The organism is Bacillus cereus group sp. MYBK30-2 (assembly GCF_051915945.1).
Taxonomy (GTDB): Bacteria; Bacillota; Bacilli; order Bacillales; family Bacillaceae_G; genus Bacillus_A; species Bacillus_A paramycoides.
This window is the reverse complement of record NZ_JBQAFR010000001.1, coordinates 352,801-366,671: the sequence shown is the minus strand read 5'-3', so window position 1 is coordinate 366,671 and position 13,871 is coordinate 352,801. Positions and strand designations below refer to the sequence as shown.

Below are 13,871 nucleotides of genomic sequence, written 5' to 3'. Positions count from 1 at the left end.
TATGTCAGTTGACTTTATATACAAACTTCTTTTACAATACAATTATATTTTCAGATATTTCAGTATAAAGAGGTGATTCTTTGAAAAACTCTGCTCTTTCAACAAGAAAACACCGCTCCTTAGAAACCAAAAAGAAACTATTACATTCCGGTTACACTATCTTTATAAATAACGGATTTCAGAAAACGACAATCACGCAAATTATTAAACATGCGAAAACTGGTTACGGAACTGCATATGTATACTTTAAAAACAAAGATGATCTCCTTATCATTTTGATGGAAGATGTTATGAATCGCTTTTATGATATTGCTGAGCGCACTTTTTCACCTCAAACAAATGTAGAAGCACGTGATATGATTCAAAATCAAGTTAGAGCATTCTTACAATTAGCGGAAGAAGAACGAGCTATTTTGCAAGTTGTGGAAGAAGCAATAGGGTTATCAAAAGAGATACGTCAAAAATGGGATGAGATTCGCGAACGCTTTATAAAAAGTATTACCCAGGATATTACTTACTCTCAAGAAAATAAATTGGCACACCCTGAATTAAATAAAGAAATTGTAGCACGTGGTTGGTTCGCAATGAATGAAATGTTTCTTTGGGCAATTGTGCAAAATGATAAAAAACTAGATTTAGAAGAGGTTGTACATACGTTGACAGTGATGTATACGACAGGGCTATATAAATAGCACACCCCTTATTAATAAGGGGTGCTATTTTACATCTATAAAAATAGTTTATCGGGATACGGTAATGCTAATGGCGGCTTTTCAGATAAAGGGAAATATTTTAGTTTTAAAGATTCACCATCTATCGATTTCAACTCGCCACTGATAACTTCACACTCAAATATAACAACAATATATTCTACTTGATCTCCATTCGAATATGTATGCCGGAATTCTTTCCCTCCAAATACCCCTTTTTCTTTTTTCACTTTTACTTTCAATCCTGTTTCTTCCCACACTTCTCTAACAACCGCTTCTTCTGGTGTTTCTCCTGGTTCGATTGCCCCTGCTGGCAAACTCCAATATTCTCCTCCAGGATATTGAAATAAGGTTTCCCCCTGCTCGTTTTTAATAACAGCAGCTATACTCGGCATAAAAATTAGTTCAGATTCTAATTTTTCACGAAGTCTTTTATAATATAATGACATCGGCATTTGATTTTCTCTCCTTTGATAAATACTGAAATTTTTAATGAGAAACCTTCAAAAAAATAAACCAATACTCAATATGTTAAGTAATGGTTTATTTAAAATATTTTATGAACGATATAATGATACAAAATATCGATGTAAGTAAAAGCAAATGCCCCATATTCTTATTCTCTTTTTCATCCTTCTTAACGTTCTGTATCCCCATACTAGCAAGCATAAAACCTAACAGTAATTGTAAAATGAGCATACTTTGCTTCGAATCATCATTCCAACTATAAATGGAATAGCCCAATACAATAATTGCGAGTATGAAGGTGATAATTCTAATCATAAGAACACCCCCTGTTTTATTCTAATGGTTTAACCTACTCACAATTCCAACAATAAACTTATACTCATCTCTACTTTTTCTTACTTTCTTAAACCCTTCTTTCGTATCAAAAATAAAGCACGTTTTCCGAAACCAAACTCGTACATATAAAGACTCAAAGTAAATGGGTTTTACAATTCCTCGTTCCTCAAATTCAGTCCCATCCTTATTCTCCGTTTCCGTCCGAACGAACCATCTATTTCCGATCCCAACTTCAATATACTTCACATAGTAACCTCCTTTAGGAAATCTTTTTTCTAACTATTCTATTATTTCCCTGGTAAGCGCACATTCCGACAGAACTTGAGCACATAAAGAAAAAGTAGATTACAAAAATCTACTTTTATAGTCTAAATTTTTGCATTCGCTTATAAAATGTACTACGGGGCACATCTAATAGTTTAGCAGCTAATGAAACATTTCCGTTCGTCTTTTGAAGTGCTTCGATCATGCTATCACGCTGTATTCTTTCACGGAAATTTAATGTATGTTCCGTTTTATTTTCAGCTTGTAATTCAAGTTTTTGTTGATTTCCCATCATTGTTTGTAATAAAAAAGAGACTTGTTTTCCGCATATTTCCCGTCCTTGCGACAAAATGTAAATACGTTCTAATACGTTTAATAATTCTCTAATATTTCCGGGCCATATATGCTGTGAAAATTGATTACAAATACTCTTTGGAAATTGAGCATTCCACTTCTTTCGTTCGCAAAAATGTTGTATGAAATACGGAATATCTTCTTTTCTTTCTAATAATGAAGGAACATATAGCGGATAAACGTGTAAACGATAATATAAATCTTGACGGAATTTCCCTTCTTCTACTAATCTTAGTAAATCTTTATGCGTCGCGGTAATAATACGAATATTTACTGGAAATTCTTTTGAACTTCCAATTGGTGTTACTGTTCGTTCTTGTAAAACACGCAATAGCGCTACTTGCATCTCTGGTGGTACTTCACCAATTTCATCTAAAAATATCGTTCCTCCGTTCGCTTGTTCAAATTTCCCTTTATATCCTTGACGTCGCGCACCTGTAAACGCTCCTTCAGCATATCCAAACAATTCACTTTCCATTAGCTCTTTCGGCAATGAACCGCAGTTAACGGCTATAAAAGGACCACTTTTTCTTGGACTATTTTCATGAATAGCTCTCGCAACATATTCTTTCCCTACACCTGTTTCACCACATACATATACACTAGCGTCAGTCAGTGAAACAAGCTTAATTTCTTCTAATGTATGTTGAAAGGCACTGCTTGTCCCAATAACTCCAGGAAAAGAAATCCCTTTCATTAACGGGAAAGTAGAATGTACATTCGTTTGTTTATTTTCCTTTAAATAAATACATTTCCCTATCAATCTATCATTACTATATACAGGTACTTCTAATTTAATTTTCAATCCATTTTGCATTAAATTTTCAAGTTTCATTCGCGACCAATTAGATACTCGATCACGAATTCGCTTACTTGCTGAAACAATAACATCACGATGATTGCAAACAACTACTTGTTCATCACTATCAATTACATCTAAAAAACGGTGAATTAAGTGTAGTTCATTTTGATGTACTCGAATACTACATTCACGTTCAATCGCATGTGCAATCGAAGTTACCATGCCAAGCATATATGGATGCGAAAACTCAATTGGACATGAGAAATCTAGAACACCAATTAATTTCCCATCATCGTTATGAATGGGAGCAGCCGCACAACTCCAGCTATGTGATGCGACGGAATAATGCTCTGTACCACTTATCATAATAGCTTCTTCAATTTCTAGTGCTGTTCCTATCGCATTTGTGCCAACAGCTGCTTCCGTCCATTTCACACCTTCAATGAAATTAATATGTTTCGCTCGTTTTAACGTTTGTTGGTTTCCACTTAACGATAGGACATAACCATCTGGATCAATTAATAAAGCCATCATTTGCAATTCATCAATTGTTTTCTTCATATTTTGTAAATGAGGTAATGCTATATCAAGAAAAATTTCACTCTTTTGTTTTTGATCTTGAAAAACACTAGAAGTCAAAATGTTCTGACCTTTATTTATATGAGGATTTACATTTGCTTGTTTGCAGCGATACCATGACTCTGAAATTCTTTTATTTATCCGGTCTGAATCGAGTACACCTTCATCCACAAACTTTTGCCATGTATGTACGTAATGCGGTGAAGCTAACATTGTATCATCTCCCCTTTAATTATTTGGAGATTTAAAAACATACTTTTATTATAAAACCGGTTAAAAGCGTTTACAATACAATTAGAAAGACGACACAAATATGTTAATAATTTGAATATCTTAATGAATCTCTTTATATTTTTTAAATAAAACTATATTCTGTATAATTGATCCTAGTAAAATACATAACCAAAACCACTTTATCGGATTATTATTAAAAAAGAATATTACCACCGCGACGATAAATAAAATAGTAAATGCTAAACTAACAAATAATTTTGTTTTAATTTCCACTTCACTTCACCTCGTCATCATTTTACAGTATGTAGTAACTTCTCATTTTTCATCTCCAATATATACTCTTGTAAAACATACTCTCTCCCTCCATACTTTTCATACCAATCATGTATTCTTTTCACGTGCATCTCATCACTTCTAATTTTCGTTTCAATTTCTACATAATCTTCAAAACTATCATATTCCCATATGGCAAACACTTCAGTCGTACCATCATTATTATCTTTCATCCAGCGTCCAATTAAACGGGAACCATATTTTAATTGATTAGGTAAATTTGTATCATTGAAATGGTTATTAAAGATTTCAACAAATTCACTTTTCACTTTATAATATTTTCTTCTGTAAAACATATTTCATCACCTCTTTTATGAGAGGTATCGTTAAATCTGCCCATGATAACCGTATTGTAATACTTACCATCCGACAGCCGCTTATCATTTTTCAGAACACCTTCTACTTCAAAACCTAATTTTTTATAAAGATGCATTGCTTTGTCGTTTGTTTCTAATACTTGTAACGCTATTTTTTTCACTTCATTTGCGTCAGCCCAATTGATAGATTCTTGTAAAAATTCCTTTCCAATCCTATATCCCCAAAACTCTTTTAAAATACAAACGCCAAACTCTACTTTATGAGACAATCTCTTTAAGTCCGAGCCTTCACATCTTGAAAATCCAACGATACGATTACGAACTTCCGCAACTAAAAAGAGATTTTTCATTTTTTCACTATCTGTTTTTATTATTTCCTGGAATCCTTTCGCATCTATAAATCCCTCACCTTGTTCTCTATCCATATTTTCAGTTTCTCCATCAATTTGTACTCGTAGTTTCGATAACTGATCTGCATCTGTCTCAGCTGCGGAACGAATTGTATAAACTAATCCATTTATATGAAACTCTTGCTCTTTTATAATCATTACAAACTCCTTTCAAATTTAGCACATTGGCGCTATTACAATTTGTTTACCTTGTTTCTCAAATTCATGAATGGTTTCTTTACTAGCTTCTTCGTCTGTTATAATAAGGTCAATTTCTTTTAGTGACTCTCCTTTTATAAAGCAATCTATTCCAAGTTTATTATGGGGTGCTAAACAAATATTTCTTCTGGCAATTTCACTTACCCTTTTATTAAAATAAGCAACTTCAGGTGTTGCAGCACTTATACCACTTATTGAAATGCCTTCACCTGTAGAAAAGTTAACATCAATAGAAAAACTTCCAATTGACTCAGAGGCAAGTGTATCAGTAATATTTCCTGAATTTTTCACCTTACCACCAATTAAATATGTATCAATGTTCTTACATTCCCGCAATTTACTAGCTACCTCTATAGAATTTGTTATAACTGTAAATGATGTTTCGGGTAAAAACTTTAACATGGCACAATGAACTGAAGCCCCACCAATAAAAACTGACTCTGCTTCATGTATATAGGAAGCAGCAACTTTAGCAATTGCTTTCTCGTATATTGAACTATCACTATAACGTTTAGATGGTTCAGCAGCTAAATTTCTCACTCGCGCAAGTTCAACCGCACCCCCGTGTGTTCTTTTTAATAAACCATCTTTCTCCATTATTGACAGATCTCTTCTTATAGAATCGATAGACATATCGAACCTTTCCGCAAGATCCTTTGCGATTACTCTTCCATCTTTCTTAAGCAGTTCTAAAATGTTCTCTCGACGTTCTTCAGTAAACATGTTCTCACCACCGTTATTGAAGATTCAGAAATTTAAACTTCATGTTAATTATATGCACGTTTCTTCCGTTTTACAATATTTTCAATTCTTATTTTCCCAGCTTTATGCGGGTTTTTTCTCTCTTTCTATTTCATTAATTTTAACACCAAATAAATGCATATTTGCATATTCCACAAAAAGACTTACATTTATTTTCCTATTGATGTAAAATTATTCCTATGTTTTACTTTTTAATACAGAAAGGAATTACTATGAAATCTTTAATTAAAGTAACTTGTACAGCATTATTATTTATAGGAATAATGGCAGGATGTAATGGAAGTGCTACACCAAAACAAGAAAAGAGCGCTCTCGAAAAGAATGCAATGCACTATGGGGAAATAGTTAAAAACGAATACTATAGAGCAACTGTTGAAAATGCAAAATTTGAAAAAATAGACAAAGAGTGGCGCCTTTCAACTCGTGTTATGATTAATAATGTTCGAGCCGACGGAAAAACTATTGATCTTTCAGAAATAAAATATTTCATAAAAGATGAAAAAACTGGTCAAAAATATGAAGGTGAAGTTCATCCAGTAGATGATGAGAAATATAAAAATGTTCCACTCGAGTTCTCTTTAACTACTGACATTATATTTAATATGAAAACTTCACCAAAAGATTTAAATAATATGTATTTGTACATAGATAGTAAAGTTGCTCCATTAACAAATACATATTGGAAACTTGATAATCTAGTATCCAAATAAAAAGACCAGTCATTTAAGACTGGTCTTTTTCTACTTATGCATGCACAGCATGTCCTATCGCCTGCAATAATGCTTCATGAATTGCTTCAGATAAAGTTGGATGTGCTGCAATGTAATCTCTCATTATATCAGCGGTTACTTCTGTATGAAGCATCACCGTTCCTTGTCCGATTAATTCGGTTGCACGAGGACCGATAATAGATATTCCTACAATTTCTTGATATTTAGGTTCAACGATGACTTTTACTTTCCCCATTTGTTCTCCTAAAATAAGAGCTTTTCCGTTCGCAGTAAATGAGAATTCTCCTATGAGGATATCACCGTATTGCTTTCTAGCTCCTTTTTCAGTTAAGCCAACACTTGCGATTTCAGGAGCTGTGTATATACAGCGTGGTACAGCATGATAATTTACTTGCACACCTTCTCCGCTCGCATGTAATGCTGCTGTTGTCCCTTCATGAAAGGCGACGTGAGCAAGCTGAATCCCTCCAATAACATCACCCGCTGCGTAAATATGCGGTATATTTGTTTGCATATGCTCATTTACAGTAATCCCTTTATTAGAAAATTGGATTCCAGCATTCTCTAAACCTAATACATGCACACGTGGTTTTCTGCCAACAGATACAAGAACATACTCAGGAGATACCACATGAATTCTACCTTCATATTCAAACATCGCTTGTTTTTTATAATTATTTAATCCTTTTAAAGCTGCTCCTGTGAAAATTTCTACGCCGTCTTTTTCTAGTTCCTCTCTTAAGATGCTTGCGATATCTTCATCTTCACCAGGTAGTAATTGTGGTGCCATTTCAACAATCGTTACTTTCGTTCCAAGGCGACTATATATACTTGCAAACTCGCAGCCTATTACACCACCGCCAACGATAAGTAATGAAGATGGTACACTCTCAAAAGACATTGCATGACTACTATTTAATATCCACTTTCCATCGAATGGAGCAAATGGAAGCTCAGTTGGTTCTGATCCCGATGCGATAATGAATTGCTCACCATCGACTACTTCTTCCTTATTACCCTGTATAACTTGTAAACGATGATCCGTTACAAATTTTGCTTTTCCCTTTAAAACTTTAATTTTATTTTTCTTCATTAAATATTGTATACCTTGGACGAGCTGCGTTACGATTTGTGATTTTCTCATCTGTATTTGTTTCCAATCAATTGATACATTCTGCTTATCTACTAATACTCCAAAACGATTCGCATGATTAACAATATCGTATACTTCAGCACTTTCTAACAATGATTTTGTAGGCATACACCCGACATTTAAACACGTTCCGCCAAGGTCAGCTTCATCAATAAGAACGACTTCTTTACCATTTTGAGCAGCGGTTATCGCCGCTACATAGCCAGCTGGCCCGCCTCCAATTACAACTAATTTACTCATTCTCTCACCTTCTCTTTATAAAAGAATTGTTACGGGTTCTACTAAATATTGTTTAATTGTGCGTAAAAATGCAGCTGCTGGTGCACCATCTAATACACGATGATCGAATGTTAAACTTAATGGTAATATGCTTCCTTTTTGCAATTTTTCCCCTTTATATACTGGAACATGTTCAATTGCACCTACACCTAAAATACCAGTCTCAGGTGTATTTAATACTGGTGTGAAATACTCAATTCCAAAACTTCCTAAATTACTAATTGTAAATGTCGTTCCTTGCATTTCATCACTACTTAAACTACCTTCTCTTGCCTTTTGCGCAGCTTTCTTAATTTCTTTTGATAACTCTACTAAAGATAAATTATTTGCAAAGCGAATAGCTGGAACGACTAAACCATTTTCTAATGCTACTGCCATACCTAAATGAACATGTTCAAATTGATGAATTGCATCATCTATATAAGCGCTGTTCATTTCTTTATGCTCCCTAAGTGCCAATACAACAGCACGAGAAACTAAATCAGTAATTGTTAGTTTATTATCGTATCGTTTTTGCACAATTTCAGCCATATTTTTATGTAAAGCTACTAAATCTGTAACATCTACTTTCATCGTTAATGTTAATTGCGCGCTATTTTGCAAGCTTGCGTGCATACGAGTTGCAATCGCTTTGCGCATACCAGTAACAGGAATTGTTGTACTTTCCTCTATTCCAAACGTTTCTGGAATAACTACTTTTTCTTCAAGTGCCTTTAATACATCTGCCTTTGTAATTCTTCCTCCAGGACCCGTTCCTATTAATGTTGCAATATCAAGATTTTCAGCTTTTGCAATTTTTTTCGCTACTGGAGAAATTTTCATTCTTTGTTTCGTTCCTTCTTTCGCATACGGTTCTGTATGCTGTACATTTTGAGGAGCTACTTCTTTAGGTGCAGATTCCTCTATAATATCTACCGCTCCATGCGCAGCTACTTTTTCATCCGGTTTACCTATATAGCAAATAACGGTACCAGGCGGAACTCCTTCATCTTCGCTTACAGCTATATCCAATATAGTGCCATCAGCTGGCGCTTCTATTTCAGTTTCAATTTTTTCTGAGTTAATGCTAGCGATTAATTCACCTTTCGCTACATTATCTCCCGCTTTAATATTCCAACTCGTAATAATACCTTCTTTCATCGCCATCCCTAACTTCGGCATTACAACTTCAACAGCCATATTTCTCTCTCCCTTCTCATCGTTTCATTACACATTTAATAAAGAACGGTCTCCGATCATTTCTGATACAGTTTCAATCACTTTCTCTGGCGTTGGTAAATATAATTTTTCAAGTGGTGGTGAGAACGGAACTGGTGTATGTGGCGCTGTTATTCGCTTAATAGGCGCGTCTAATAAATCAAAACCTTTATCCGCTACAATCGCTGCGATGTCAGTTGCATTACTACATCTTGGGTTCGCTTCGTCAATAACGATAAGACGATTTGTTTTTTCAACAGATGCTAAAATTGTATCTTCATCAAGTGGTGATAAAGAACGCGGATCAATGACTTCTACTTCTAGTCCCTTTTTCGATAATTGCTCAGCAGCAGCGAGCGCAGTATGAACTTGCTTTCCGATTGCAACTATCGTTACATCAGACCCTTCTCGTTTTATATCTGCTTTTCCTAATGGAATTGTGTAATATCCTTCAGGAACTTCGCCTTTCATATTGTAAAGAGTTTTATCTTCAAAGAAGATTACTGGGTCATCATCTTCAATTGCCGCTAATAATAAACCTTTTGCATCATACGGTGTGGATGGAACAACAACTTTAATACCTGGAATACTTGTAAATAAAGCATATAAACTTTGAGAATGCTGTGCAGCTGCGCTAAATCCAGCACCGTGCATCGTACGAATTGTAACTGGTACTTTCGCTTTCCCGCCAAACATGTAACGGAATTTTGCACCTTGATTTAAAACTTGATCAAGACAACTACCGATAAAATCATTAAACATTAATTCTGCAATTGGACGTAATCCAGTTGCTGCAGCTGCCATGGCTGCTCCCATATAACCAGCTTCAGAAATAGGCGTGTCTAATATACGATTTCTCCCAAACTCTTGAACAAGGCCTTTCGTTACCCCTAGAACCCCGCCCCACGCTTCATCATCTTGCAAATGATCAACTTGTGCACCACCCGCAACATCTTCTCCGATTAATATGACATTTTCATCACGGCGCATTGATAATTTCATCGCTTCATTAATTGCAGTTGACATACTTACTGTTCTAGTCATTGTTTTTCACCCTCCTCTTATTTGTAAGACACGTATACATCTTCTAATAATTCTTCATCAGCTGGATATGGACTATTTTCACTAAATTCAATTGATTGTTGCACTGCTTCATCTACTGCTTTTTCCATATCGACAAGTTCGGATTCTGTTAATAAGCCTTCATGAATTAAATGTTTGCGAAAATGCACAATCGCATCTTTTTCATTTAAATGTTCTTCTTTTTCTTCCGCAGTTTTATATGTTTGTGCTTCTCCTTCAAAATGACCGTAATTACGATACGTCATGCATTCAATTAAAGTTGGGCCACCACCATTACGTGCACGCTCAACCGCTTCTTCAGCTGCTTTATATACTGCTAGAAGATCTTTTCCATCCACTTGAACACCTGGAATATTGTAAGCTTTCGCACGATCAGCAATTGAGTCACAGCTTGAAGCATATTCAAATGTAGTTGCTTCCCCGTAACCGTTATTTTCTGCGATAAAAATAACTGGCAACTTCCAAATCGCCGCTAAGTTAACTCCTTCGTGGAATGTTCCTTCATTGTTTGCTCCATCACCGAAGAAGCAAACACTCACATCTTTTGTTCCTTTATATTTAGCTGTTAATGCTGAACCGCAAGCAAGTGGAAAACCACCGCCAACAATTCCATTCGCACCAAGCATTCCTTTATCTAAATCGGCAATATGCATTGACCCGCCTTTTCCTTTACATAATCCAGTCGCTTTTCCAAACAGTTCAGCCATCATTCCATTTAAATCACAACCTTTTGCGATACAATGACCGTGTCCTCTATGTGTACTTGTAATACTGTCGCTATCTGTTAAGTGGACACATACACCAACTGCTACTGCTTCTTCTCCAGCGTATAAATGAACGAAACCTGGTAGAACGCCTTGCGCGAACAATTCATGCACCTTATCTTCAAACTTACGAATTTCTAACATTTTTTCATACATCCAACGAGCTTGTTCTTTCGTAATTTCATTCCCTTTACTTTCAGTTGTTTTTAACATGTCCAGCCCTCCTATTTTCTTGTTCGTCTTTTATATTGCAAGTACCGTGCCAGATTCCAATCCTTGATTTAATAGGTTTTCTCTTCCTTTTAAAAATAAAAAAGTGGACAAAACGAGACGGTTGTCTCGTTTTGTCCACTTTTGTTCACTCAATTTGAGAATTATTACATTATTCACTATCAAAATGCTTCTGTAATTTCCGAATGTAAATAATTTGACCAATATGATACGCATTATGAGTTGTTACATTAGCTAATACTTCCCACCACTTCGCAGATACAGGAAATCCAACTACATCACTTTCAACCTTATCTTCATTTATAAGATTTTGCCATTGTAACAATTTCTCTAGTAGTTTTTCTCTTAACTCTTCAAATGTTTGATTATCTGATAGCTTAAAACTTTTGTTATTATCACCGATAGCGGGCACGGCATTAACATTTGATTCTTTATACCTTGTTTGCCACGTCGAGTTCCAATACAGTAAATGTTGTACAATTTCAGCTATACTATTACTCTCTTCATTCGGCTTCCAGAAAGCTTCTCTCTCAGATAAATCTTTTACTGCATCTGAAAATGGAATATACCAACTCGGATCATTCGCATTTGCTAATAACTGATTTGCTAAAACGTCTTTAACATGGAACACTTTGCTTCCCCCCATTATAAAAACTTAAATTCATCAGCATGAATGCAATACTCTCTTTTCTATATACGCTGAGTCTGTACGCTTCCCTCTTTTTTGCCCCATTTCCATACATATGCACTAAAATAAACTTAAAGCACCCAATCCATAAGCGTCTCCTAGAATACAGAAATACTACTAATTGCTATTACATGTATAAAAACAATATATAAGATTAATAGATTTTCTCCTTATTACTCGTTATGATAAAAGAAAAAGAAAGCGAGCGGACAATGAATAAAAAAATTGCGGTTATTACAGGTGCATCAAGTGGATTCGGACTATTAACGACGCTTGAACTAGCGAAAAAAGATTATTTTGTTATCGCTACTATGCGAAACCTTGATAAACAAATAAACTTAATAACTCAAGCTACTGCACTTAACTTACACGATAATATAAAAGTACAACAATTAGATGTAACAGAACAAAACTCTATACATAACTTTCAATTGTTTTTAGAAGAGATGAACAGAGTAGATATTCTCATCAATAATGCAGGCTATGCAAATGGTGGCTTTGTAGAAGAAATTCCAACAGAAGAATACCGTAAACAATTTGAAACGAACCTTTTCGGAGCTATATCAATAACCCAACTTGTATTACCTTATATGCGTAAACAAAAAAGCGGTAAAATCATTAACGTAAGCAGCATTAGCGGACAAGTCGGATTCCCTGGTCTATCCCCTTATGTTTCTTCAAAATATGCATTAGAAGGCTGGAGTGAATCCCTTCGCTTAGAAGTAAAACCTTTCGGGATAGATGTCGCATTAATTGAACCTGGTTCTTATAACACGAACATATGGGAAGTAGGCAAACAATTAGTTGAAAACAAATCTGATACACCCTCTCCTTACAAAGAATATATGGATAAAATACAAAAACATATTAATAGCGGCAGTGATACATTGGGTAATCCGATAGATGTAGCAAATAAAATCGTTGAAATCGCCGAAGCAAAACATACTACATTACGATATCCGATTGGAAAAGGGGTAAAATTTATAATCTTTGCGAAGAAGATTCTTCCGTGGAGATTGTGGGAATTTCTTGTTTTGAGGAGTTTTACAAAGAAGTAAACAAAATGAGTGGCTGTCAAAATAAATAATGGTAGCTACTCTTTTTAAATTTTCGCCATTTTTTCCCAATGTCACTATGTGGAAAGAGGATCAAAATAAAATAACATCGAAATCATAAAAACAAATGCAAATAATCCGATTATTGAGAGAATATATTCTTTTGATTCTCTATCATACTTCCATTCCATCCATGCTCTTAAAATCCATAGCGTCCCAAAATAAGTAAACATAGCATACCCCATGTTATAATTTTCAACTTTATAGAGATAAATAAAGCTAGCTATAAGATAAATAATAAATAACCCTATTTCCAGCTTCACATGTAAACTATTTACATGTTTATAAATCCAAAATTTTCTCTCAGGCATATTCAATTTTTTTCTTAAAAACTTTTCTAAAAAGTATCCAGCTATACAAACACCTATAATTATAATCAAAAAAGCAGATTTCCCCATAGCCATCCCCCATTACTTCATTTAATTTTTATAAATAAAGTGGACTATGTTAACACCATTTCCTTCCAAATAGCTTATAATCTCCTTAGGATCTGTTGGCTTCTCCTTTAATTCCTCAAGACTTCTCCATATTAATATAATGTCTTTGTATTCTTTATGTCTTATTTCTTTAGTAATTATTTGTTCAACATATCCCTTATGTATCAATGTGCAGTGATGTCCTTTTTCTCCGTTCCACTCAAAAAAATGCTCACTTACAACTGCTAATTCTTGAACACAAACTTTCAAATTATATTCTTCCATTAACTCTCGCATTATAGCCTCTTTTGCCGTCTCACCAAATTCAATAGAGCCACCTGGAAAACGGTAAAATGATTCATTCTCGTCACATTGAACAAGCACTTTAGAACAATCTTCATTTAAAATTATTGCTTCAGTACGTAATTGAGGACCTTTCATTTTTCC

17 protein-coding genes are annotated in these 13,871 nt (G+C 34.7%); 3 read left to right on the top strand and 14 right to left on the bottom strand.

Features of this window, described 5'->3' with window-relative positions; genetic code table 11:
• Nucleotides 1-80: 80 nt before the first annotated feature.
• On the top strand, nucleotides 81-692 hold the full coding sequence (locus tag ACTFQM_RS01975; protein ID WP_440033270.1) for a TetR/AcrR family transcriptional regulator: 612 nt from the start codon (nucleotides 81-83) through the stop codon (nucleotides 690-692).
• 35 nt (nucleotides 693-727) lie between these two features.
• Here the strand turns inward: ACTFQM_RS01975 and ACTFQM_RS01970 are convergent, their stop codons facing one another.
• The 7 genes from ACTFQM_RS01970 to ACTFQM_RS01940 form a co-directional block, all read right to left on the bottom strand.
• Nucleotides 728-1,165: an NUDIX domain-containing protein gene (locus ACTFQM_RS01970; RefSeq protein WP_440033269.1), complete on the bottom strand. Its 438-nt coding sequence runs from the start codon at nucleotides 1,163-1,165 to the stop codon at nucleotides 728-730.
• Between the two features lie 88 nt (nucleotides 1,166-1,253).
• Nucleotides 1,254-1,493, bottom strand: coding sequence for a DUF3953 domain-containing protein (locus tag ACTFQM_RS01965; protein WP_327907756.1), 240 nt, complete (start codon nucleotides 1,491-1,493; stop codon nucleotides 1,254-1,256).
• Between the two features lie 21 nt (nucleotides 1,494-1,514).
• Complete coding sequence (locus ACTFQM_RS01960) at nucleotides 1,515-1,760, bottom strand: DUF3977 family protein (protein WP_327907754.1); 246 nt, start codon at nucleotides 1,758-1,760, stop codon at nucleotides 1,515-1,517.
• A 115-nt stretch (nucleotides 1,761-1,875) separates the two neighbouring features.
• Nucleotides 1,876-3,726, bottom strand: coding sequence for a sigma-54-dependent Fis family transcriptional regulator (locus tag ACTFQM_RS01955; RefSeq protein ID WP_440033268.1), 1,851 nt, complete (start codon nucleotides 3,724-3,726; stop codon nucleotides 1,876-1,878).
• A 311-nt stretch (nucleotides 3,727-4,037) separates the two neighbouring features.
• Nucleotides 4,038-4,376 (bottom strand): NIPSNAP family protein, encoded by a 339-nt coding sequence (locus ACTFQM_RS01950; RefSeq protein WP_440033267.1) that lies wholly within the window; start codon nucleotides 4,374-4,376, stop codon nucleotides 4,038-4,040.
• Nucleotides 4,346-4,945 carry an N-acetyltransferase family protein gene (locus ACTFQM_RS01945; protein WP_440033266.1) on the bottom strand — a complete coding sequence of 200 codons (600 nt, stop codon included), beginning with the start codon at nucleotides 4,943-4,945 and terminating at the stop codon, nucleotides 4,346-4,348. Before ACTFQM_RS01945 ends, ACTFQM_RS01950 begins: the two co-directional genes overlap by 31 nt.
• Nucleotides 4,946-4,963: 18 nt before the next feature.
• Nucleotides 4,964-5,728 (bottom strand): DeoR/GlpR family DNA-binding transcription regulator, encoded by a 765-nt coding sequence (locus tag ACTFQM_RS01940; protein ID WP_440033265.1) that lies wholly within the window; start codon nucleotides 5,726-5,728, stop codon nucleotides 4,964-4,966.
• Nucleotides 5,729-5,979: 251 nt separating this feature from the next.
• Here ACTFQM_RS01940 and ACTFQM_RS01935 point away from each other — a divergent pair, with 251 nt between their 5' ends.
• The gene (locus ACTFQM_RS01935; protein ID WP_440033263.1) at nucleotides 5,980-6,477 is read left to right on the top strand and encodes a hypothetical protein; all 498 of its coding nucleotides are present in this window, start codon (nucleotides 5,980-5,982) and stop codon (nucleotides 6,475-6,477) included.
• A 34-nt stretch (nucleotides 6,478-6,511) separates the two neighbouring features.
• Here the strand turns inward: ACTFQM_RS01935 and lpdA are convergent, their stop codons facing one another.
• The 5 genes from lpdA to ACTFQM_RS01910 form a co-directional block, all read right to left on the bottom strand.
• The gene (gene lpdA / locus ACTFQM_RS01930) at nucleotides 6,512-7,891 is read right to left on the bottom strand and encodes a dihydrolipoyl dehydrogenase (RefSeq protein ID WP_002172247.1); all 1,380 of its coding nucleotides are present in this window, start codon (nucleotides 7,889-7,891) and stop codon (nucleotides 6,512-6,514) included.
• Between the two features lie 15 nt (nucleotides 7,892-7,906).
• The gene (locus ACTFQM_RS01925; protein WP_440033262.1) at nucleotides 7,907-9,109 is read right to left on the bottom strand and encodes a dihydrolipoamide acetyltransferase family protein; all 1,203 of its coding nucleotides are present in this window, start codon (nucleotides 9,107-9,109) and stop codon (nucleotides 7,907-7,909) included.
• Between the two features lie 27 nt (nucleotides 9,110-9,136).
• A complete protein-coding gene (gene acoB / locus ACTFQM_RS01920) occupies nucleotides 9,137-10,171 on the bottom strand; it encodes an acetoin:2,6-dichlorophenolindophenol oxidoreductase subunit beta (RefSeq protein WP_440033261.1) in 1,035 nt (344 codons plus the stop codon).
• 17 nt (nucleotides 10,172-10,188) lie between these two features.
• The gene (gene acoA, locus ACTFQM_RS01915) at nucleotides 10,189-11,187 is read right to left on the bottom strand and encodes an acetoin:2,6-dichlorophenolindophenol oxidoreductase subunit alpha (RefSeq protein ID WP_440033260.1); all 999 of its coding nucleotides are present in this window, start codon (nucleotides 11,185-11,187) and stop codon (nucleotides 10,189-10,191) included.
• Nucleotides 11,188-11,356: 169 nt separating this feature from the next.
• The gene (locus ACTFQM_RS01910) at nucleotides 11,357-11,836 is read right to left on the bottom strand and encodes a DinB family protein (protein WP_440033259.1); all 480 of its coding nucleotides are present in this window, start codon (nucleotides 11,834-11,836) and stop codon (nucleotides 11,357-11,359) included.
• Between the two features lie 269 nt (nucleotides 11,837-12,105).
• Here ACTFQM_RS01910 and ACTFQM_RS01905 point away from each other — a divergent pair, with 269 nt between their 5' ends.
• Nucleotides 12,106-12,951, top strand: a complete 846-nt coding sequence (locus ACTFQM_RS01905) for an oxidoreductase (RefSeq protein ID WP_440033258.1) — start codon at nucleotides 12,106-12,108, stop codon at nucleotides 12,949-12,951.
• Between the two features lie 74 nt (nucleotides 12,952-13,025).
• Here ACTFQM_RS01905 and ACTFQM_RS01900 read toward each other — a convergent pair whose 3' ends face one another.
• Nucleotides 13,026-13,406, bottom strand: coding sequence for a DUF4181 domain-containing protein (locus ACTFQM_RS01900; RefSeq protein WP_440033257.1), 381 nt, complete (start codon nucleotides 13,404-13,406; stop codon nucleotides 13,026-13,028).
• Between the two features lie 21 nt (nucleotides 13,407-13,427).
• Nucleotides 13,428-13,865 (bottom strand): NUDIX domain-containing protein, encoded by a 438-nt coding sequence (locus tag ACTFQM_RS01895; protein WP_440033256.1) that lies wholly within the window; start codon nucleotides 13,863-13,865, stop codon nucleotides 13,428-13,430.
• Between the last annotated feature and the right edge of the window lie 6 nt (nucleotides 13,866-13,871).

What these genes read in the sequence shown, in the direction of transcription:
- ACTFQM_RS01895 (WP_440033256.1), bottom strand. Translation starts at nt 13,865, where the DNA reads ATGAAAGGTCCTCAATTACGTACTGAAGCAATAATTTTAAATGAAGAT.
- ACTFQM_RS01900 (WP_440033257.1), bottom strand. Translation starts at nt 13,406, where the DNA reads ATGGGGAAATCTGCTTTTTTGATTATAATTATAGGTGTTTGTATAGCT.
- ACTFQM_RS01945 (WP_440033266.1), bottom strand. Translation starts at nt 4,945, where the DNA reads ATGATTATAAAAGAGCAAGAGTTTCATATAAATGGATTAGTTTATACA.
- acoB (WP_440033261.1), bottom strand. Translation starts at nt 10,171, where the DNA reads ATGACTAGAACAGTAAGTATGTCAACTGCAATTAATGAAGCGATGAAA.
- ACTFQM_RS01950 (WP_440033267.1), bottom strand. Translation starts at nt 4,376, where the DNA reads ATGTTTTACAGAAGAAAATATTATAAAGTGAAAAGTGAATTTGTTGAA.
- ACTFQM_RS01965 (WP_327907756.1), bottom strand. Translation starts at nt 1,493, where the DNA reads ATGATTAGAATTATCACCTTCATACTCGCAATTATTGTATTGGGCTAT.
- ACTFQM_RS01905 (WP_440033258.1), top strand. Translation starts at nt 12,106, where the DNA reads ATGAATAAAAAAATTGCGGTTATTACAGGTGCATCAAGTGGATTCGGA.
- ACTFQM_RS01925 (WP_440033262.1), bottom strand. Translation starts at nt 9,109, where the DNA reads ATGGCTGTTGAAGTTGTAATGCCGAAGTTAGGGATGGCGATGAAAGAA.
- lpdA (WP_002172247.1), bottom strand. Translation starts at nt 7,891, where the DNA reads ATGAGTAAATTAGTTGTAATTGGAGGCGGGCCAGCTGGCTATGTAGCG.
- ACTFQM_RS01940 (WP_440033265.1), bottom strand. Translation starts at nt 5,728, where the DNA reads ATGTTTACTGAAGAACGTCGAGAGAACATTTTAGAACTGCTTAAGAAA.
- ACTFQM_RS01935 (WP_440033263.1), top strand. Translation starts at nt 5,980, where the DNA reads ATGAAATCTTTAATTAAAGTAACTTGTACAGCATTATTATTTATAGGA.
- ACTFQM_RS01970 (WP_440033269.1), bottom strand. Translation starts at nt 1,165, where the DNA reads ATGCCGATGTCATTATATTATAAAAGACTTCGTGAAAAATTAGAATCT.
- ACTFQM_RS01955 (WP_440033268.1), bottom strand. Translation starts at nt 3,726, where the DNA reads ATGTTAGCTTCACCGCATTACGTACATACATGGCAAAAGTTTGTGGAT.
- acoA (WP_440033260.1), bottom strand. Translation starts at nt 11,187, where the DNA reads ATGTTAAAAACAACTGAAAGTAAAGGGAATGAAATTACGAAAGAACAA.